Below are 18,773 nucleotides of genomic sequence, written 5' to 3'. Positions count from 1 at the left end.
CTGTGGGTCCTGTGGGTTCTGTGGGTCTCACAGGACCCGTGTTTCCTCGGTGCGTTCCGTGTTCCATGACCCCCGTGGCGGCCCGGACGGCCACCGCACGGGTAGACACTCGTGCGAAGGAAAACTCATCGGTCTCCAGGCCCTGGTCCGGTGCGCGCGCCTCGCTCGTATGCTCGGTTCATGACCGATCTTCAGAGCGGACGCCCCACCTCCAACGCAATGCGGCGCGCGCTCAAACGTGCCCGTGACGGTGTCGCCCTCGATGTGACCGAGGCTGCCGTCCTGCTCCAGGCGCGCGGCGACGATCTGACGGACCTCGCCGCATCCGCCGCCCGGGTCCGGAACGCGGGCCTGGAGGCTGCGGGCCGGCCGGGGGTGATCACGTACTCGCGCAAGGTCTTCATCCCGCTCACCCGTCTCTGCCGTGACAAGTGCCACTACTGCACCTTCGTCACCGTCCCCGGCAAGCTCCGCCGGGCCGGGCACGGGATGTTCCTGTCCCCCGACGAGGTGCTGAAGATCGCCCGTGACGGCGCGGCCATGGGGTGCAAGGAGGCGCTGTTCACCCTCGGCGACCGCCCGGAGGACCGCTGGCCGGAGGCGCGGGAGTGGCTGGAGGCGGAGGGGTACGACGACACGCTGGCGTACGTACGCGCCATGGCGATCCGCGTCCTGGAGGAGACGGGGCTGCTGCCCCACCTCAACCCGGGTGTGATGACCTGGACCGACCTCCAGCGGCTGAAGCCGGTGGCGCCCTCCATGGGGATGATGCTGGAGACGACGGCGACCCGGCTGTGGTCCGAGCCGGGCGGCCCGCACCACGGCTCCCCGGACAAGGAACCTGCCGTACGGCTGCGCGTACTTGAGGACGCGGGCCGTTCCAACGTGCCGTTCACCACCGGCATCCTGATCGGCATCGGCGAGTCGTACGAGGAGCGCGCCGACTCCCTCTTCGAGCTGCGCAAGACGGCCCGCGCGTACCACGGCATCCAGGAAGTCATCGTGCAGAACTTCCGCGCCAAGCCGGACACGGCGATGCGCGGGATGCCCGACGCGGAGCTGGAGGAGCTGGCCGCCGCCATCGCGGTGGCCCGGCACATCCTCGGCCCCTCCGCCCGTATCCAGGCCCCGCCGAACCTGGTGGACGCCGAGTACGCGCTCCTCATCGGCGCGGGCATCGACGACTGGGGCGGGGTCTCGCCCCTCACCCCCGACCACGTGAACCCGGAACGCCCCTGGCCGCACATCGACGAACTGGCTTCGCGCACCGCCGAGTCGGGCTTCACACTCCGCGAACGCCTCACCATCTACCCGGAGTTCATCCAGCGCGGCGAGCCCTGGCTCGACCCCCGCCTCCTCCCGCACGTCCGCGCCCTGGCCGACCCGGAGACGGGCCTGGCCCGCGAGGACGCACTCCCCGTCGGCCTGCCCTGGCAGGAGCCGGACGAGGGCTTCACCTCCTCCGGCCGCACCGACCTCCACGTCACCATCGACACCGAGGGCCGCACCGGGGACCGCCGTAACGACTTCGACGAGGTGTACGGGGACTGGGAGGCGCTCCGCGAGGCGGCGGCGCCCGGTATGGTCCCGTCCCGCATCGACGCCGACGTACGCCAGGCGCTGAGCCAGGCCGCCGACGACCCGACGAAGCTCACCGACGACCAGGCCCTCGCCCTGCTCCACGCGGACGGCCCGGCGCTGGACGAGCTGTGCCGGATCGCGGACGCGCTGCGCCGGGACGTGGTCGGCGACGACGTCACGTACATCGTCACGCGGAACATCAACTTCACCAACGTCTGCTACACCGGCTGCCGCTTCTGCGCCTTCGCCCAGCGCCGCACGGACGCCGACGCGTACACCCTCTCCCTGGACCAGGTCGCGGACCGGGCGGCGCAGGCGTGGGACGTGGGCGCGGTCGAGGTCTGCATGCAGGGCGGCATCCACCCGGACCTGCCGGGCACGGCGTACTTCGACATCGCGCGGGCGGTGAAGGAACGCGTTCCCGGCATGCACGTCCACGCCTTCTCCCCCATGGAGGTCGTCAACGGCGCGACCCGCACCGGCATGTCGATCCGCGACTGGCTGACGGCTGCCAAGGAGGCCGGGCTCGACTCGATCCCCGGTACGGCGGCGGAGATCCTGGACGACGAGGTCCGCTGGGTCCTCACCAAGGGCAAACTGCCCACGGCCACCTGGCTGGAGGTCATCAGGACCGCACACGAGGTGGGCCTGCGCTCGTCCTCGACGATGATGTACGGGCATGTCGACCAGCCCCGCCACTGGCTGGGCCACCTCCGCACGCTCTCCCGACTCCAGCAGGAGACGGGCGGCTTGACGGAGTTCGTCACCCTCCCCTTCATCCACACCAACGCCCCGGTCTACCTGGCCGGCATCGCCCGCCCGGGCCCGACGGACCGTGACAACCGCGCGGTCACGGCCATGGCGCGGCTCCTCCTCCACCCGCACATCACCAACATCCAGACGAGCTGGGTGAAGCTCGGCACGGAGGGCGCGGCGGAAATGCTCCGCTCGGGCGCGAACGACCTCGGCGGCACGCTGATGGAGGAGACCATCTCCCGCATGGCGGGGTCGAGTTACGGCTCGTACCGCTCCATCCAGGACCTCAAGGCCATCGCCGACCTCGCGGGCCGCCCGTCCCGCCCCCGTACGACCCTGTACGGCGAGGTCCCGGCGGAACGCATCGCGGCGGCGACGGCCTCGGACGGTCAACTCCCGGAGCTGTTGCCGGTGTTGCCCAGCTGAGGGGTTACCGGGGGAAGCGGGGCAGGGTGTGTCTTCGAGGGTTCACCGTGTCCTGCTCGGCAGCCCATGGCGGCGAGGCCGATGGGGAGGGGCGACCTGATGAAACGCCTGCCCATCAGTTGGCCTGGCCTGGTGTGGCGCTGTGATGAAGCCCCTGCGTTCATCGGCCGGAGGCGCCGCGCGCGGCAGCGTCGTTGTAGGGGGGGAGTGCCCAAAAGTCGTGCCTTCGTCGGGCCGTCGTCGCGATGTCAGGGGAAATTAGTGACCGTGTACGGACAATCGTCGGGGGTTTCCTCCAGACTGCGGTAGGTGCCCCACGCCGGGGCGAGCAGCCGCCCCGGCCGCCCTGTGATCCGCTCCTCTCCGGACGCCCGGTGCGCCGGAGCGGGGGGCGGGTCCTGCGAGGAGGAGACGAGACCGTGCCGAAGAACCTGCCCCTGTCCGAAGAGCCGGAAGGGTCATCGGAGGCGGCGCCCGCCGCCGCCTCCATCCGCCCCGCCCGCCGCACCGCCACCCGAACCGCCGCCGTCCTCGCCGCCGCCGGGCTCCTCGTGCTGGGGACCGCCTCCGCCGCGCACGCCGATCCGCCGCAGCATCTGCCCCAGAACGCCGGAGGGTACGAGCAGTCCTTCTCGCCCGCCTTCGACTACGACGGTGACGGCTGCTACGCCACCCCCGCCATCGGGCCGGACGGCACCCTTGCCCCCGGGCTGAAGACGACCGGCGCCATCAACGGGAGCTGCCGGGACAAGTGGGACCTGGACAACTCCCAGACGTACGCCCGTGCCAAGTGCAACAACGGGTGGTGCGGCATCGTCTACGCGAGCTACTTCGAGAAGGACCAGGCCGTCCACGGCAGCGGTCTCGGCGGCCACCGGCATGACTTCGAGCATGTCGTCTCCTGGGTCAACCAGGCGGCGAACCAGGTGGATTATGTCTCGACCACCCAGCACCGCACGGTCAAGACCTACCCGCGCTCCCAGGTGCGGTTCGACGGTTCGCACCCCAAGGTCGTCTACCACAAGGACGGGGCGAGCACGCACTTCTTCCGTCTCGCCAACAACAACGACGAGCCGCCCGAGAACCACTACGGCAACTGGCGCTACCCGCCGATCGTCGACTGGAACGGCTTCCCCACCACCGCCCTGCGCGACAGGCTCATGAACGCGGACTTCGGGGCCGCGACCATCAAGGTCACCGACAAGGACGACCGCTTCCGCAACCTCCTCAACAACTCCAAGCCCGCCGGTATCCCCTTCGACCCCTGGGCCTGAGGGTTTCGGCTCGCGGCATGCCTGTGGTGGCAGGCATGCCGGGGCCGGGTCGTCAGCCGTGGCGGACGCGGGTGGTGTTCCGCTCGGCCGGGGGCGCGTAGTACTCGGTGAACAGCCGTCCCACCAGCGCGCCCCTGCTGGAGACGCCCACCTTCTCGAAGACCGCCTTGATGTGGTCCCGGACCGTGTGCGGCGACAGGTGCAGCAGTGCGGCGATCTCCCCGGTGGGCAGGCCGCGCGCGATGCACCGGGTCACCTCCGTCTCCCGGTCGGTGAGCTCGTACGCGTCCACGATGAGCGGGACGATCTCCGAGCTCTTCGCGGGCTCGATCACCACCGCCGAAGCGCCCGGACCGCCGTCCGCCTCGCGCAGGCAGGAGGCGTGGCAGACCAGCCAGCGGCCCGCCCGGTCACGCACCCGCGCCCGTACCGGCCCCCGCTCCCGGCCCTCGGCGACGGCCCGGGCCCTCATCGCGCTCGCCTGCACCCACGCCGGTACCCGCACCCCCTGGGGCGAGGGCACGGCAGGCCCTTCGGGCAGGGCGTCCAGGTAGGCCGGAGCATCGTCGTTGACCGACAACAGCGCTCCTCCGGGACCGAAGAGAAGCAGGCCGGGGCCGAGGGGGAGGGGGCGGGGGAGTGCATCGGGGCCGTACGGGGAGTCCGGTGACGGCGGGCCGTCCGGCGGAGGCGGCAGCGGCGGGGGCTCCGCGAACGACCGCAGCCGCCCGGCGAGCGGCGTGACCAGGGACGCGATCAGCGCCGCCTCCGCGTCGTCGAAGGCCGCCCGCCCCTCGGCCCGGAACAGGCTGATGTGCCCCTGCGGCCGCCCTCCGACGCGCAGGACCGCCCGGAGTTCGTCCCCGAACCCGCGCGGGCGCATGAAGGACTCGTAGAGCGTGCTGCGGGCGGGCAGATCGCCGGTGGCCCGCCGCAACCCGGCCACCGGCACCGGGGCCCGGGCCAGATCGCGGAACAAGTTGACGTTGTCGGTGAAGAGTTCGGCTTCCCAGTACACGGCGCAGCCGCCCTCGTCGAGGTTCTCCGCCCGGATCGGCGCGGTCATCAGGCCGGTCACGGGGTCGGTGACGCGCCACACGGCCGCGTCGTACGGAACGAGCCGCCGCAGCCGGTCCGAGGCCTCGGCGAACAGGCCGAGCGCGTCGGTGGCCTTCGCCGCCCGGGAGAGCAGTTCCGCGCGGCCGGTGCCGGTCCGGGGGTGTGTCGAACGCGTCATCCGACGACTCTCGCAGGACCCGCACCTGGGGCCAACCCCCCATCTGAGGGGGTGGGTTGCTGCCCCGCCCCCCGGCCGGGGGATGGGCGAGGGCCCGTCGCGGGAGAACAGTGCTCCTCACGGCGATGGCGCGTCTCCGGGCCGCCGCCGCACGGAAGCCGAGGAAGGGCGCGATCGTGACGGAACGGACGGCGGGATGGATGGCGGGACATATGGCAGGGCGGATGGCGGGACGGATGGCGGGACGGACGCTGGATCCGGTGGATCCGGTGGGCCCGGTGGAGCAGCGCTATACCCTCAACCGTGCCCTCGGTCGGCTCCTCGCCCAGGTCCGGGGCGAGGTCCTCACCCCCGAGGACGCGGGGTACGAGGATGAGCTCGCGGGGTTCAACCGGCTCGGGCTCGCGGACCACCGGCCTCACGTGGTCGTCGCCGCCCGGGCCACCGACGACGTACGCGCCGCGGTCTCCTTCGCCGCGCAGCTGGGCCTCCCCGTGGGCGTCCAGGCGACCGGTCACGGGATCGCCGCCCCCGCGTGCGGCGGGGTCCTCGTCTCCACGCGCCGGATGAACGCCGTCGCCGTCGACCCCCTCACCCGTACCGCCCACGTCGAGGCCGGAGCCCAGTGGCACCAGGTCATCGCCCGCGCGGCGCCCCACGGACTCGCCCCGCTCAACGGCTCGTCCCCGCTCGTCGGGGTGGTCGGCTACACGCTGGGCGGCGGCCTCGGCCCGCTGGGGCGGCGGTACGGATACGCGGCGGACCTCGTGACGCGCATCGAGATCGTCACGGCCGACGGCACCCTCCGCCACGTCACCCGCGACCGCCACCCGGACCTGTTCTGGGCGCTGCGCGGCGGCAAGGGGAACTTCGGCATCGTCACCCGCCTCTGGTTCGGCCTGGTGCCGGTACGCCGGCTCTACGGTGGCGGGCTCCGCTTCCCCGGGGAGCAGGCGGGCCGGGTCCTGGACGTGTGGCGGCGGTGGACGGCGACCGTTCCGGAGGAGATGACCTCCTCCGTGGCGCTGCTGCGGCTGCCGGACGCGCCGGACGTGCCGGAGCTCCTCCGGGGCCGGCTCACCGCGCATGTGCGGATCGCCTTCACGGGCGGGGCCGAGGAGGGGGAGCGGCTGGTCCGGCCGCTGCGCGCGAGCGGTACGGCCCTGGCGGACACGGTCGCCGAGATGCCGTACACGGAGGTCGCCCACATCCACCAGGACCCCACCCACCCGCTGCCGTACCACGAACGCAACATCGTGCTGCGGGAGTTGAGCGCCGACGCGCTGGACACGCTCCTGCGGGTGGCCGGTGCCGGTTCGTCCTGCGGCGACCTGATGGTCGAGCTGCGCCACCTGGGCGGTGCGCTCTCCCGGCCCGCCGAGGTGCCCAACGCGGTCGGCGCCCGGGACGGCGCGTACACCCTCGCCACGCTCTCGCCCCCCGGCACGCCCGACGGTGTCCTGGGGGCGATGGAGCCGTGGGGCACGGGCCGCCGCTACCTGAACTTCCTCGCGGGCGAGGACACGGCGGGGGTGGCGGAGGAGTGCTTCGACCCGGGGACGGTGGCCCGACTGGCCCGGGTAAAGGCCGAGTTCGACCCGGGGAACGTCTTCCGGCTCAACCACAACATCGCCCCGCGCGTAACCCTCCCGACCTCGCCTCCTCCCTCCTTCCCTCCCTCCTTCCTTCCCTCCCTCTGATCGGAATTGGATCCGACATGACCTCTCGTGAAGCTGCCCCGAGCGCGCCGAGTGCCGGTGAAGCCTCCCCGAGCGCGCCGGGCGCCGTAACGCGGCCCGGCGCGGAGAACCGTTCCGCCGGGCTGCGTTACGGCGCCCTCTTCGGTCCGGTCGTCTTCGGTGTCACCGCCGCCGGGGTCGCCCTCCCGGCCGTGGCGTCCGCCCTCGGCTCGCCGCCCGCCGCCACCGCCTGGGTGCTGACCGCGCACGCGCTCGCCCTGGGCGTCGGCACCGCGCTGGCGGGTCGCCTCGCCGACACCCGCGGCGTACGCGCCACCCTCCTCATCGGCTCCCTGGCACTGGGCGTCGGCGCACTCGTGTGCCTCCTCGCGCCCGGCCTCGGCGTCCTGGTGGCGGGCCGCTTCGTGCAGGCCGCGGGCTCCGGCGCGATGGCGGCCGGTGCCATGGCGCTGACCGCTTCCGTCGCGCCCGCCGGACGGCCCCGGGTGCTCGCGGCGTTCGGCGCGACGATGGCGGTCTTCTCGGCCGGGGCGACCCTCGCGGGCGGCGTCCTCACCGCGTGGCTGAGCTGGCGCCTCGCCCTGGTCCTGCCCGTGCTCTCCCTCCTGGCCGTCCCGTTCTGCCTGCCCGCGGCAACGAAGTCTCCGGAGCCCGGCGACCGGGGCAGGGCCATGGATCTGCCGGGGGCCGCGCTGCTGACGCTGACCGTCGCGGCGTTCCTCGTACTGATCCAGTCCACGGCGCTCGCACTGAGCACCCCGCTCGTGACCGCCGCCGCCCTCGTGCTGCTTCTCTCGGCAGCCGGTCTCACCTGGCGCGTCCGTACCCACGAGCCGTCCTTCGTGCCCCGCGCGCTCGTCACGGACGGGGTCTTCCTGCGGGCCGCGGCCATCGGTACCGGGGTGTACGGAGGTCTGTTCGCCGCGATGTACGCCGTGCCCCAGCTCCTCGTGCGCGACCACGGCTGGAGCGTGCTGTCCGTCGGGGTCTGGCTGCTGCCCGGCGCGGTTGCCGGGGCCGTCCTCTCCCGGCTGGCCGGCCGGCTCACGGCGGGCGACCACGGGAACCGGCTCCTGGGCGCGGTCTCCCTCGCCCTCGCGGCGGTCCTCGCCGGAGGGGCCGCGGCTCCGGGCGTCCTCCTGCCGGTTCTCGGGGCCTCCCTCGGTTTCGCCGCGTTCTCCGTGACCCAGGTCTTCACCACCGCACTGATGGCGGCGCACATCGAACCGGCCCGGCGTGGCGGTGCGATGGGCCTGCTCAACCTCACGTTCTTCGTCGGCGGCGGTATCGGCAGCGCGACGGTGGGGGCCCTGGCCAGGTCCCTGCCCCTGTCCACGGCCCTGGCCGCCGTGGCGCTCTTCCCGCTGGCCGCCGCCCTGACCGCCGTCACCCTGCCCGGGGGCCGGGGCCAAGTCCCGGGTGGTGAGGCCCGTTATGCCAGAGGGAAGGCCCGCCGGTAGTCGCGCGGGGACACCCCGATCTGCTTGAGGAAGTGGTGGCGGAGGTTGTTGGCCGTGCCGAGGCCGCTCAGCTCCCCGATCCTGGAGACCGGCAGGTCCGTCGATTCCAGCAGGCTCTGGGCGAGCCGCAGCCGCTGGTTGAGCAGCCACTGCAACGGAGTCACCCCGGTGGCGGCCTGGAGCCGTCGGTAGAGGGTGCGCGGGCTCATCGCGGCCCGGTGTGCCAGGTCCTCGACCGTGAGCGGCTGGTCGAGGTGGGCCCGGGCCCAGTCCAGGACGGGAGCCAGGCCCCGGTCGTCGGTGGCGGGCATGGGCTGGTCGATGAACTGGGCCTGGCCGCCGGGGCGGTGGGCCGGTACCACCATGCGGCGGGCCAGCTGGTTGGCCACATGGGCGCCGAGGTCGCGGCGTACGAGGTGGAGGCAGAGGTCCAGTCCGGCGGTCAGCCCGGCGCTGGTGAGGACGTCGCCGTCGTCCACGTACAGCACCGAGTCGTCCACCTCCACCTTCGGGTAGCGCTCGGCCAGTTGGGCGGTGTGCATCCAGTGGGCGGTGGCGCGGCGGCCGTCGAGGATGCCGGCCTCGGCGAGCGCGAAGGCGCCCGTGCACAGGGAGACCATGCGGGCGCCGGAGTCGTAGGCGAGGCGCAGGGCCGTGATCAGCTCCGGCGGCAGCGGCCGGCCCTCGTCGACGCAGGCGTCGGGCACCGAGGGCACGATGACCGTGTCGGCGCCGACGAGGTCGGCGAGGCCGTGCCGGGTGCGCAGGGAGAGCCCGATGCCGGGCGCGGGGCCGTCCGGTCCTGGCTCCCGCGTACTGCACAGCCGCAGGTCGTACCAGGGGTCCGCGAGGTCGGGCTGCGGCTTCCCGAACACCGTGCAGGGGATGCTCAGTTCATACAGCTCCCAGGAGGGGAACTCGATCTCGTCGGTCACGACCAGGGCGACGGAACCAGCGCTCATACCCCTCAGCGTATGGCAGGAATTTGGTGGTTGCCGTCACGGCTGTCACTTTCCGGTCCCGTCCGGTGCTGCGAGCGTGGTTCCTACGAGATCGACCGCCCGGAAACGGGTGGGGAGAAAGGGAGTTGAGTCATGGGTACCGAGCTTTCGGCCGTCACCGTCATCGGGCTGGGCCAGATGGGATCCGCGCTGGCCGCCACCTTGCTGGAGCGGGGCCACCCGACCACCGTATGGAACCGTTCGGCGCAGAAGGCACAGCAACTGGTCGACCGGGGCGCCCGGTTGGCCGCGACGCCTGAGGAAGCGGTCGCGGCGAGCCCGCTGGTCATCGTGTGCGTCCTGGACTACGACGCGCTGCACGCCACCCTCGACCCGGTGGCGGACTCCCTGGCGGGCAAGTCCCTGGTCAACCTCACCTCCGGCTCCCCGGAGCAGGCCCAGGAGGTCGAGGCATGGGCCCGCGCGCACTCCGCCGACTACCTGGACGGCGCGATCATGACCACTCCGCCGGGGGTCGGCAGCCCCGAGATGATGTTCCTCTACAGCGGCTCGCAGACCGTCTTCGAAACCCACCGCCCGACCCTGGCGGTCCTGGGCGACCCCCTGCACCTGGGCGCCGAGCCGGGGCTGGCCTCCCTCTACGACGCCGCCCTGCTCGGCCTGATGTGGTCCACCATGACCGGCTGGCTGCACGGCACCGCCCTGGTCGGCGCGGAGAAGATCGAGGCCACGGCGTTCACGCCCGTCGCGATCCGCTGGCTGAGCGCCGTGACCGGCTTCATGGCCACCTACGCCTCCCAGGTCGACGCGGGCCGCTACCCGGGCGACGACGCCACCGTCGACGTACAGATCGCGACCGTCGACCACCTCCTCCACGCGGCGGCGGCCCGGGGTGTCGACAACGCCCTGCCCGAACTCCTCAAGGCCACCATGGAACGGGCCCGGGACGCGGGCCACGGCTCCGACAGCTACGCGAGCGTGATCGAGGTCCTGAGGAAGGGACCGGCCGACGCCCCGAAGCAGGGGACGGACAGCGCCCTGGGGAAGGGGGCGGACAGCGCATGACCCGCACGACCGTGCTCCCCTCAGTAGCCACGGCTCCCCCGCCGCCCTCTCCGGCCCCTCCCGCCTCTTCTCCCGCCGCCCCTTCATGGACGGACCTGCTCGCCACCGCCACCGACGACAGCCTGGCGGCCCTCGGGGAGGTGGCCGGGGCGGACTGGTCGCGCCCCGCCCACTGCCTCGACTGGAGCTGCCGTCGGACACTGGACCACCTCGCCCTCGGCCTCACCGGTTACGCGGGCCTGCTCATCGTCCGCCCCACCGACCGGTACATCACGCTCTTCGCCTCACTCGACCCCCAGGCCCCCGTCCCCGACTGCCTGGACGGCCTCCGCATCGCCGCCACTCTCGCAGGCTCCACCATCCGCGACACCCCGCCGGAGGTGCGGGCCTGGCACCCCTGGGGCCCCTCCGACGCCACCGGCTTCGCCGCCATGGCGATCACCGAACTGACCCTCCACACCTACGACATCACCCGCACCCTCGGCCACCCCCGGACCCCGCCGGACACCACCAGCGCCGCCGTCCTGGCCCGTGTTTTTCCCGACGCGCCGTCCGGCCACGGCCCGTCCGACACCCTGCTGTGGTGCACGGGCCGGGCCTCGCTTCCCGGGCTGCCCCGGCGCGTGGAGTGGCAGTGGGACGGCACCGTACGCTGACATCTATTGACTTTCGATAGCTATCGATCGAAACTCGATAGATGCACAGTCTCCTGGTGGGCATTCTCCGTATCGGCATCGCGGCAGCGGTCCTCTTCGGCCTCTTCGCCCAGGCCGTCATCATCCCGACGACGGCGGCCGACGAAGTGGACCTCTTCCCTCCGTACGAGCCCTACGCCCTGCCCTACGTCATCGCGTCGATCCTCGGCGTCGCCTGCGTACAGGCCGCCCTCGGCGCGATCTGGATGCTGCTCTCGATGGTCGAGCGGGACGCCATCTTCACGCGTTCCGCCTTCCGTTGGGTCGACACCGTCATCGGTGCGGCCGTGGTGGCCACCGTGATCGCCCTGGGGGCGGCGGTGCACCTGACCTTCGACACCATCCCGTCCCCCGACGACGGCATGAACGTGGAGGGTGCGCTGCTCGCCGCCCTGGCGTGCGTGGTGGTGGGGGCGGCGTTCTCGATGCTCATGGTCATCATGCGGACGCTGCTCGGCAAGGCGATGGACATGCAGACGGAACTCGCCGAGGTCATCTGATGGCGATCGTGGTCGACATCGACGTCCTGCTGGCCGAACGGCACATGTCGGTGGGCGAGTTCGCGGTGGCGGTCGGCATCACCCCGGCCAACATCGCCGTCCTGAAGAACGGCCGGGCGAAGGCGGTGCGGTTCGCGACGCTGGAGGCGATCTGCCGCGTACTGGAGTGCCAGCCGGGTGACGTACTGCGGTACGTCCCCGACGAGTGACGCCCGGCCGGGCCCGGTCCGGCCCAGCCCGGTCCGGTTCGGCCGGTGCTCTGCCAGTGGCAGAACACCGGCCGGACCGGGCTCGGCGATGACTACAGTCCGGCCTCATGGCGACGATTGCGGCGCGTACGGTCGAGTATCCGGCCGACGGTTTGACGATGACCGGGCACCTCGCGCTCCCGGCCGGTGTCGACCGCCGGCCTGCGGTGCTGCTCGGACCGGAGGGCATGGCGCTCGACGTGCTGCGCACCGAACCGCGGACCGACCCCGACCGGATCGCCGCCGTCGGCCACCCCACGGCCCCCGGGGTCGGCTACCACCCACGGCACGCGCAGCGAGCCTGGCGCGATGTCGTCGACCTGCTCACCGAGTGCCTGCCCGTGAAGGAGGAGTTGGGGGCATGACCCGGGCGAGGCGCGACAACCAGCGCTGCTTGAGGTCACGATGCCCACGCCGGTGGGGGGGAGCCGTAGGGTCGGGGCATGGGTGAGGTGCGGGTGGTGCTGATCGGCGGGACGTCGAACACCGGGAAGTCGACCGTCGCCGGGGTGGTGGCGGAGCGGCTCGGGTTCGAGTACCGGTCCACGGACGGGCTGGCCCGGCATCCGGGCCGGCCCTGGCGGACGCCGGGGCACGAGGTGCCGCCCCATGTCGCCGAGCACTACGCGACGTTGACCACGGACGAACTCATCGCCTCCGTCCTCGCCCACTACGAACGGCTCTGGCCGCGCATCGAGGAGCTGATCACCGCACACGCGCGGGGCGCCGGTCCGGGCCTGGTCCTGGAGGGCTCGGCGCTCTGGCCCGACCGGGTGGCCCGGCTGGCGGTGCCCCGTACGGCCGCTGTGTGGCTGACCGCCGATGACACTCTCGTACGCGACCGGGTGCGGGCGGCGGGGCGCTACGAGGAGGCCACGGCGGGGGAGCGGCTGCTCATGGACCGGTTCCTGGCCCGTACCGGCCGCTACCAGGAGCTGATGCTGGAGGCCGTCGAGGCGCACGGCCTGGACCGGGTCGACTCCGGCGGCGGACGGTCGGTGGGGGAGACGGTGGACGCCGTGCTCGCCGCCGTGGCGGGTCAGGTGCGCCCCGGCCGGTCCGGCCCCTGATCCCTCGGGGACCCTCGGGCCGGCCTTCCCCCCGGTCAAAAACGACCTGCGGGACGTCCGTCGACATACCCGTACGTACCCCGGTCACCCCCTCTGCCACCCGTTCCCGTTCCATTACAGTGCTTGCGCGGTCGCCCGCAGGGGCTCGCACGGACGTACGGGGTGTCGGGGAGGGGGCGGGGTGAGCACAGGGACCACGGCGGTCTGGGGACGGGCCGAGCAGCAGGACTTCCGCAGCCGGGTGCGCGGGGCCCTGCTCGGCGGGGCCATCGGGGACGCGCTCGGGGCCGGGGTCAGCGGGCTCGCGCTGGAGGAGATCCGGGCGGCCCACGGGCCCGAAGGGGTCACCGACTACGTTCCCGCGCACGGCAGACGCGGGGCCGTCACCGCGCTCACCCAGCTCACCCTGTTCACCGTCGACGGGCTGATCCGCGCCCAGGTCCGCCGCGACACCGGCGCCTGGCACCCGCCCACCGATGTCCACCGGGCCCATCTGCGCTGGGCCGCCACCCAGCACGACTGGGGGCCCGACGAGCGGCGCAAGGACAACGGGTGGCTGGCCGCCGAGGAATGGCTCTACGCCCGCCGCGGGCCCTCCCGGGAGTGCCTGGGCGGCTTCGGCGACCCCGTCATGGGCACGCTGGAGCGGCCCAAGAACCCCGCCGCCCGGGACGCGGGCGCGCTGACCCGGTCCGCGCCGTTCGGGCTGCTCGTGGGGTGGGAGCCGCAGCTCGTGCTCCAGCTCGCCGTCGAGTGCGCGGCCCAGACCCACGGCCATCCCGCCGCCCAACTGGCCGCCGGAGCCTTCGCCGTACTCGTGCACGGGCTGGCGCGCGGGGAGACCCTGGACGGTTCCGTACAGCACGTCCTGGCCCTGCTGGCCGAGCGCCCCGGCCACGAACCGGTGGCCGAGGCCCTTCAGCAGGCCCTCGGGTCCGTACGGCAGGGCATCCCGGGCCCCGCCCTCATCGAGGGGCTGGGGGCGGGCGACGCCGCCGAGGAGGTGCTCGCCGTCGCCGTGTACTGCGCGCTGGTCAGCGAGGACGTACGGCACGGGCTGCGGCTCGCCGTGAACCACGGGGGGCCCTCGCGCGCCACCGGGTCCCTCTGCGGGGCGCTGCTCGGCGCGCTGCACGGGGAGACCGCGCTGCCGCCGGCCTGGCTCGCGGAGCTGGAGGGGCGGTCCACCCTCCTCGAACTGGCCGACGACTTCGCCATGGAGATGACCCAGGGCCCGGCCCTGCACAGCCCGGCCGCCGCCGCCCCGGGGTGGCTGGCCCGCTACCCGCGCGGGGCGTGAAACCCCGTACGTACGTGAAACCCCGTACGTACACGTCAGCGCATCAGCTCGCCCGCGTTGACCAGCAGCGACTGGCCCGTGATCGCCCGCGCCCGGTCGGAGGCCAGGAACGCGACGGCCTCCGCCACATCGCCGTCCGTGGCCAGCTCCGGCAGGGCCATCCGCCCGGTGAGCCGGTCCAGTACCTCGGACTCCGGTACGCCTTCGGTGTGGGCGGCGAACCGGACGTACGCCTGTACCGGCGGGCCCCACATCCAGCCCGGCAGGACCGTGTTGACCCGGATGCGGTGCGGGCCCAGCTCCCTGGCCAGGGAGTACATCGCCGAGGTGAGCGCCCCCTTGGACGCCGCGTACGCCGTCTGCCGCACCTGGGAGGGCGCGGCCACCGCCGACTGCGTACCGATCACCACCACCGAGCCGCCGTGCTCCTTGAGGGCGGGCAGGCAGGCCCGGGTCATCCGGAGGGTGCCGAGCAGGTTCACGTCGAGGACCGACTGCCAGGTGGTGAAGTCCGCGTCCTCCAGGCCGCCGAAGCAGCTGTCCCAGGCGGCCACATGGACCACCGCGTCGATCCCGCCGAACCGCTCGACCGCGAGCGCGGCCAGCGCCTCGCACTGGGCCTCGTCGGTGATGTCGGCCGGGAGGTGGGCGGTGTTCCGGCCCCCGGGGTCGATCTCCGCCGCGCTCTTGGCCAGGTTGGCCGCCGTACGCGCCCCGAGCACCGCGCGGCCTCCGTCCCGTACGACGGTCTCCGCGACCCGGTGCCCGAGTCCCGCTCCGACGCCCGACACGATGACGGTCTTCCCCGCGAGCAACATCGGCGCCTCCCGGCCCTGGAAGTTCATCTGACGGAGCGTCAGATTAGGTGGGGGAAGGGCCTGATGGAAGAGGAAGAGGAAGAGGAAGAGGAAGGGGATGCCGGGCATGGTGGGCGGTGGAGGTGGCGGTGGCGGTGGTGGCAGTGGCAGCGGTGGGGCGCGGAGTGCTGGTTATGCGGAGCTGGCCGCGGTGGGGCCGTACGGGGTGCGGCCCGGGCATGCGCTGATCACCATGGTCGAGCCGCATCCGGGCCATGAGTACGCGTACAACCGCTGGTACGAGGACGACCACTACTACGCGGGCGCCATGGCCATGCCGTGGATGTCCGCCGGGCGGCGCTGGGTGGCCACCAAGGAGCTCCAGGAGCTGCGCTACCCGGAGGAGTCGGCGGTCGCGCAGCCGGTGGGGACGGGGTGCTACCTGTCGACGTACTGGGTGACCGAGGGGCGCTACGACGACCACATGAAGTGGACCGTCGCCATCAACAAGCGGCTCAACCGGGACGGCCGGGTCTACCAGGACCGGACTCATGTCTTCACGGCCTTCCAGGATCACGAGGCCACCGTCTACCGCGACGGGGCCGCCGGGCCCCGTGACATCCACGCGCTCGACCACCCGTACGCGGGCCTCGTCCTCCAGGTCGTCGACGCCGAGGGGCCCGGGCGGCGGGCGGAGCTGCTGGAGTGGCTGCGCGCCCGGCATCTGCCGAAGCGGCTGCACGGGTCACCGGCCGCCATGGTGACCGTGTTCCGGCCGACGCCCCTGCCCGGCGACCGGATGACCTACGTGAAGCAGGTCGAGGGGGTGGGGACCCGGCTGACGCTGCTGTGGTTCCTCCAGGAGGATCCCCGTACCTGCTGGGAGGCGCACTTCACCGGGCTCGACGCGGCGGTCGCGGAGACGGGGCTGGGGCGGGTGGAGCTGGTCGCGCCGTTCATTCCGACCGTGCCGGGGACCGATCGGTACGTCGACCGGTTGCGGTGATGGCCGGTGGGTGGGGTGGCGGTGGCGGCGTGCCGAGCCCCCTCGGCCAGGACGGCGGACCGGTCGAGAGGGCTCCATCAGGTGGTGCGGCCTGCCTTGCGGTCAGGCATCGGCCTCGGCCGTGCGTCGGCCTCGGTCAGGCGTCGACCGGGCTCGTGGCGACCTCGCGCACGAACGCGTTCCACGCACCGGGGACGAAGGTGAGCGAGGGGCCCTCGGGGGCCTTCGAGTCACGCACGGCGATGGACAGAGCGACCGGGGACTTGACCTCGACGCACGCGCCGTTGCCCCCGGAGTACGACGACTTCGTCCACATTTCCGTAGCACCCTGAAGAATAGCCATGTTCACTCCGGTTCAGAGAGTTGGGTGAGTCGCACCAACCAGATTCCGGTTGGCGTGATCGACGCTACTCGCCAAGTCCCGTCCATGAGATGGCCGTTCACTCGACCGGGTGTCATTTAGCCTGGAACTCTTACGCTGTGAGGTGGCGGCGGTGTATTGTGCCGCCGCCACCTCACTCGGTACCCGTTGGCGCGCTTCGGCGCCCATCGCCGTCCGCCGGAGCGGACGGCGCGGTGTCCTGATTCAGCCGGTGATCAGCATGCGGCCGGTGATCAGCTCACTCGGCCCGTCGCTTGGCCTGTCGCTCGGTCTGCTCAGTCGGTCTGCTCAGCTCGTGTACGACTTGGCGATCTTGGTGATGAACTCCCGCGTCTGCTCCACGTTCAGAGCCTGTGCCCGCAGGTGCTCGTACATCACGCTGTAGCGCTGCACGTCGTTCGCCTTCTCCAGATAGAGATCGCTCGTGACGCCCTCGATGTAGACGACGCTGGAGTCCGCGGCGTCCGGGAACTCCAGGATCGCGTACTGCCCGTTGATCCCGGGGTGCGCTCCCATCTCGAACGGCAGCACCTGCACGGTCACATGCGGCAGGTGCGACTGTTCGACGAGGTGCTCCAGCTGGTCGATCATCACCTGGTTGTCACCGACCCGCCGGCGCAGCGCCGACTCGTCGATCACGGCCCAGAGCCGCAGCGGGTTCTCCGGCGCGTTGACCCGGTCCTGGCGCCGGGACCGTACGTTGACGCGCTTCTCGATGTCCGTCGGCGGCGCCTCGGGCAGCGCGCCGCTGATCAGCGCCTCGGCGTACGCCCGGGTCTGGAGCAGGCCCGGGACCATCTGGGGCTCGTACACCCGCAGGGACTCCGCGTCCGTCTCCAGGCCGATGTAGACGCTGTACGGGATGTCGCCGAAGGCGTGCCACCAGCCCTGCTGGCGCGAGTCCTTGGCCATCTGCATGAGCGAGTCGACGATGCGGTGGTCCTCGACCTCGTACACCCCGCAGAGGTCACGCACATCGCGCTGGCTGATGGAGCGGCGGCCGTTCTCCAGGCGGCTGATCTTCGACTGCGAGACGAGCAGGCGCTCCGCCACCTCCTCGGCCGTCATGCCTTTGAGTTCGCGCAGGCGGCGCAGTTCCTGGCCCAACCTGCGTCGCCTGACTGTGGGATTGACGTTGGACGGCACGGAAAGTGCACCTCCGGCTATGTAGCTGTGCGTATCTACTGCTCAGCAGATTGCCACCCCTTGCCCGGGCCGCGCTGGGAAACGGCCACAAGCAGGTGCGTGCGGTATAAGCCCCCGACCGCGCACCGGAGCACGTACCGGCGCGCGAGGCGGCGTGCGCTACGGCGCGCAAGCGCGCGGGGCAGCCGGTCGAAACCGGCTGCCCCGCGCGTGGTGCGGCTCCCGAACCGGGTCCGATGACGACGGTACGGCGGTGTGCGATTGTCCGCGCGGTCCTCTGCGCGGGCCCTGCCCAGGCCCTCTGCTGCGCCTGCCCAGGGTGGTCCGCCCAGGCGGTGCCGGGTCAGCTCGCGGCGGTGTGCGCCATGCTGCCCCGACGTGCCTGTGCTTGCGGCTGCAACGGAACGCCCGCTGCCTGCTGCGTACGGCGTGGCTGGACCGCCACTCCGTTCTGGACGTCCATCACGGCATGCGCCACGAGGCCGCCCATGGGGTCGTGCCTGATCAGGTCCCGGAGCCGGGAGCGCGATGAACGCCCCTCGTTCCCGGGGTACAGATGCTTGCCGAGTCCGACCGCGTGGGCCAGTGCGGCGAGCGCCGCGGTCCGCGGGTCCGGCGGTACGCCGGTGCGGATCGCGCTGTCCAGCCGGGCCCTGATGTCCCGGCTGATGGCCGTCTCCGTCGCCTGGTAGCGCGTCGTCGGCAGCACTCCGCACATCTGGCCCGCCACGGCATGAACCATGCCGCACCGCTCCAGATGAGCGAGGTAGATCTGGCGGAGCCCCAGCCGGGGTCCGCCGATCCAGTGGACCGCCCGTACCGGGCTGCCACGACGGCGCAGCAGCTCCAGTGCGGAGTCCAGTGTCGGATCTCCTGTCGGCCGTGGCATCACCACGGCGATACGATCCCCGTCAGGGGCTATCCGTCCTGCCAGAGCCAGCTCCACTAGCTGTGCCCCGGCCAGGCCGAGGTCGAGCGACTGCGGCTGCGCTGTGGTACCCGTGGCCGGGTCCAGAGCGAGCAACAGAAGCTCCTCCGGGATTGTTCTGCGGCTCCTGCCCATCCATGCCTCCCCGCGTGGATGTCTGACAGGGTGACCCCTCTCACATTCATCTGTCGAGAGCGCCTGACTGCTTTGTACGGGAACCAGTAGGTATGTCGTTCTCGT

The 18,773-nt window shown here is 72.3% G+C and carries 18 protein-coding genes; 12 read left to right on the top strand and 6 right to left on the bottom strand.

Annotated features, from left to right (window positions below):
• Window positions 1-180: 180 nt before the first annotated feature.
• Both ACFW9Z_RS16180 and ACFW9Z_RS16175 read left to right on the top strand, forming a co-directional pair.
• Entirely contained in the window at window positions 181-2,763 is a 2,583-nt protein-coding gene (locus ACFW9Z_RS16180; RefSeq protein WP_384640399.1) for a bifunctional FO biosynthesis protein CofGH, read from the top strand.
• A gap of 488 nt (window positions 2,764-3,251) precedes the next feature.
• Entirely contained in the window at window positions 3,252-4,037 is a 786-nt protein-coding gene (locus tag ACFW9Z_RS16175; protein ID WP_384640558.1) for an NPP1 family protein, read from the top strand.
• 52 nt (window positions 4,038-4,089) lie between these two features.
• On the opposite strand, the gene ACFW9Z_RS16170 is transcribed toward ACFW9Z_RS16175, so the two are convergent.
• Window positions 4,090-5,274 carry a LuxR C-terminal-related transcriptional regulator gene (locus ACFW9Z_RS16170; RefSeq protein ID WP_384640397.1) on the bottom strand — a complete coding sequence of 395 codons (1,185 nt, stop codon included), beginning with the start codon at window positions 5,272-5,274 and terminating at the stop codon, window positions 4,090-4,092.
• 278 nt (window positions 5,275-5,552) lie between these two features.
• Here ACFW9Z_RS16170 and ACFW9Z_RS16165 point away from each other — a divergent pair, with 278 nt between their 5' ends.
• Both ACFW9Z_RS16165 and ACFW9Z_RS16160 read left to right on the top strand, forming a co-directional pair.
• On the top strand, window positions 5,553-6,974 hold the full coding sequence (locus ACFW9Z_RS16165) for an FAD-binding oxidoreductase (RefSeq protein WP_384640395.1): 1,422 nt from the start codon (window positions 5,553-5,555) through the stop codon (window positions 6,972-6,974).
• Between the two features lie 17 nt (window positions 6,975-6,991).
• A complete protein-coding gene (locus ACFW9Z_RS16160; RefSeq protein ID WP_384640392.1) occupies window positions 6,992-8,434 on the top strand; it encodes an MFS transporter in 1,443 nt (480 codons plus the stop codon).
• Here ACFW9Z_RS16160 and ACFW9Z_RS16155 read toward each other — a convergent pair.
• Window positions 8,407-9,396, bottom strand: a complete 990-nt coding sequence (locus ACFW9Z_RS16155) for a GlxA family transcriptional regulator (RefSeq protein ID WP_384640390.1) — start codon at window positions 9,394-9,396, stop codon at window positions 8,407-8,409. The genes ACFW9Z_RS16160 and ACFW9Z_RS16155 overlap by 28 nt on opposite strands.
• A gap of 132 nt (window positions 9,397-9,528) precedes the next feature.
• Between ACFW9Z_RS16155 and ACFW9Z_RS16150 the strand changes: the two genes are divergently transcribed.
• From ACFW9Z_RS16150 to ACFW9Z_RS16120, 7 genes are all read left to right on the top strand, one after another.
• The gene (locus ACFW9Z_RS16150) at window positions 9,529-10,461 is read left to right on the top strand and encodes an NAD(P)-dependent oxidoreductase (protein ID WP_384640388.1); all 933 of its coding nucleotides are present in this window, start codon (window positions 9,529-9,531) and stop codon (window positions 10,459-10,461) included.
• On the top strand, window positions 10,458-11,117 hold the full coding sequence (locus ACFW9Z_RS16145) for a maleylpyruvate isomerase N-terminal domain-containing protein (RefSeq protein WP_384640385.1): 660 nt from the start codon (window positions 10,458-10,460) through the stop codon (window positions 11,115-11,117). The genes ACFW9Z_RS16150 and ACFW9Z_RS16145 overlap by 4 nt, the downstream gene beginning before the upstream one ends.
• A gap of 41 nt (window positions 11,118-11,158) precedes the next feature.
• Window positions 11,159-11,656 carry a DUF2975 domain-containing protein gene (locus ACFW9Z_RS16140; RefSeq protein WP_384640382.1) on the top strand — a complete coding sequence of 166 codons (498 nt, stop codon included), beginning with the start codon at window positions 11,159-11,161 and terminating at the stop codon, window positions 11,654-11,656.
• Entirely contained in the window at window positions 11,656-11,865 is a 210-nt protein-coding gene (locus ACFW9Z_RS16135; RefSeq protein ID WP_384640380.1) for a helix-turn-helix domain-containing protein, read from the top strand. Before ACFW9Z_RS16140 ends, ACFW9Z_RS16135 begins: the two co-directional genes overlap by 1 nt.
• Before the next feature lie 107 nt (window positions 11,866-11,972).
• A complete protein-coding gene (locus tag ACFW9Z_RS16130; RefSeq protein WP_384640377.1) occupies window positions 11,973-12,269 on the top strand; it encodes a hypothetical protein in 297 nt (98 codons plus the stop codon).
• Window positions 12,270-12,347: 78 nt separating this feature from the next.
• A complete protein-coding gene (locus ACFW9Z_RS16125; RefSeq protein ID WP_384640374.1) occupies window positions 12,348-12,974 on the top strand; it encodes a hypothetical protein in 627 nt (208 codons plus the stop codon).
• Between the two features lie 181 nt (window positions 12,975-13,155).
• Window positions 13,156-14,274, top strand: coding sequence for an ADP-ribosylglycohydrolase family protein (locus tag ACFW9Z_RS16120; protein WP_384640371.1), 1,119 nt, complete (start codon window positions 13,156-13,158; stop codon window positions 14,272-14,274).
• A gap of 35 nt (window positions 14,275-14,309) precedes the next feature.
• Here ACFW9Z_RS16120 and ACFW9Z_RS16115 read toward each other — a convergent pair whose 3' ends face one another.
• Window positions 14,310-15,092, bottom strand: coding sequence for an SDR family oxidoreductase (locus ACFW9Z_RS16115; RefSeq protein WP_384640555.1), 783 nt, complete (start codon window positions 15,090-15,092; stop codon window positions 14,310-14,312).
• Between the two features lie 106 nt (window positions 15,093-15,198).
• Here ACFW9Z_RS16115 and ACFW9Z_RS16110 point away from each other — a divergent pair, with 106 nt between their 5' ends.
• The gene (locus ACFW9Z_RS16110; RefSeq protein ID WP_384640552.1) at window positions 15,199-16,077 is read left to right on the top strand and encodes a hypothetical protein; all 879 of its coding nucleotides are present in this window, start codon (window positions 15,199-15,201) and stop codon (window positions 16,075-16,077) included.
• Between the two features lie 136 nt (window positions 16,078-16,213).
• On the opposite strand, the gene ACFW9Z_RS16105 is transcribed toward ACFW9Z_RS16110, so the two are convergent.
• The 3 genes from ACFW9Z_RS16105 to ACFW9Z_RS16095 all read right to left on the bottom strand — a co-directional run bounded on the left by ACFW9Z_RS16105 (window position 16,214) and on the right by ACFW9Z_RS16095 (window position 18,668).
• Window positions 16,214-16,420 carry a DUF397 domain-containing protein gene (locus tag ACFW9Z_RS16105; RefSeq protein ID WP_384640368.1) on the bottom strand — a complete coding sequence of 69 codons (207 nt, stop codon included), beginning with the start codon at window positions 16,418-16,420 and terminating at the stop codon, window positions 16,214-16,216.
• A 327-nt stretch (window positions 16,421-16,747) separates the two neighbouring features.
• Window positions 16,748-17,605 carry a helix-turn-helix domain-containing protein gene (locus tag ACFW9Z_RS16100; protein WP_384640364.1) on the bottom strand — a complete coding sequence of 286 codons (858 nt, stop codon included), beginning with the start codon at window positions 17,603-17,605 and terminating at the stop codon, window positions 16,748-16,750.
• 343 nt (window positions 17,606-17,948) lie between these two features.
• The gene (locus ACFW9Z_RS16095) at window positions 17,949-18,668 is read right to left on the bottom strand and encodes a GPP34 family phosphoprotein (RefSeq protein WP_384640361.1); all 720 of its coding nucleotides are present in this window, start codon (window positions 18,666-18,668) and stop codon (window positions 17,949-17,951) included.
• Between the last annotated feature and the right edge of the window lie 105 nt (window positions 18,669-18,773).

The sequence above is a fragment of the Streptomyces sp. NPDC059452 genome, from assembly GCF_042750035.1.
Taxonomy (GTDB): Bacteria; Actinomycetota; Actinomycetes; order Streptomycetales; family Streptomycetaceae; genus Streptomyces.
Note: the sequence above shows the minus strand (reverse complement) of the source record. Positions and strands in the feature narration are given on the sequence as shown.

Coding starts and splice junctions, on each gene's coding strand:
- ACFW9Z_RS16115 (WP_384640555.1), bottom strand. CDS start 15,092: ATGTTGCTCGCGGGGAAGACCGTCATCGTGTCGGGCGTCGGAGCGGGA.
- ACFW9Z_RS16140 (WP_384640382.1), top strand. CDS start 11,159: ATGCACAGTCTCCTGGTGGGCATTCTCCGTATCGGCATCGCGGCAGCG.
- ACFW9Z_RS16135 (WP_384640380.1), top strand. CDS start 11,656: ATGGCGATCGTGGTCGACATCGACGTCCTGCTGGCCGAACGGCACATG.
- ACFW9Z_RS16110 (WP_384640552.1), top strand. CDS start 15,199: ATGGTGGGCGGTGGAGGTGGCGGTGGCGGTGGTGGCAGTGGCAGCGGT.
- ACFW9Z_RS16170 (WP_384640397.1), bottom strand. CDS start 5,274: ATGACGCGTTCGACACACCCCCGGACCGGCACCGGCCGCGCGGAACTG.
- ACFW9Z_RS16150 (WP_384640388.1), top strand. CDS start 9,529: ATGGGTACCGAGCTTTCGGCCGTCACCGTCATCGGGCTGGGCCAGATG.
- ACFW9Z_RS16095 (WP_384640361.1), bottom strand. CDS start 18,668: ATGGGCAGGAGCCGCAGAACAATCCCGGAGGAGCTTCTGTTGCTCGCT.
- ACFW9Z_RS16180 (WP_384640399.1), top strand. CDS start 181: ATGACCGATCTTCAGAGCGGACGCCCCACCTCCAACGCAATGCGGCGC.
- ACFW9Z_RS16125 (WP_384640374.1), top strand. CDS start 12,348: ATGGGTGAGGTGCGGGTGGTGCTGATCGGCGGGACGTCGAACACCGGG.
- ACFW9Z_RS16160 (WP_384640392.1), top strand. CDS start 6,992: ATGACCTCTCGTGAAGCTGCCCCGAGCGCGCCGAGTGCCGGTGAAGCC.
- ACFW9Z_RS16145 (WP_384640385.1), top strand. CDS start 10,458: ATGACCCGCACGACCGTGCTCCCCTCAGTAGCCACGGCTCCCCCGCCG.
- ACFW9Z_RS16155 (WP_384640390.1), bottom strand. CDS start 9,396: ATGAGCGCTGGTTCCGTCGCCCTGGTCGTGACCGACGAGATCGAGTTC.
- ACFW9Z_RS16130 (WP_384640377.1), top strand. CDS start 11,973: ATGGCGACGATTGCGGCGCGTACGGTCGAGTATCCGGCCGACGGTTTG.
- ACFW9Z_RS16105 (WP_384640368.1), bottom strand. CDS start 16,420: ATGGCTATTCTTCAGGGTGCTACGGAAATGTGGACGAAGTCGTCGTAC.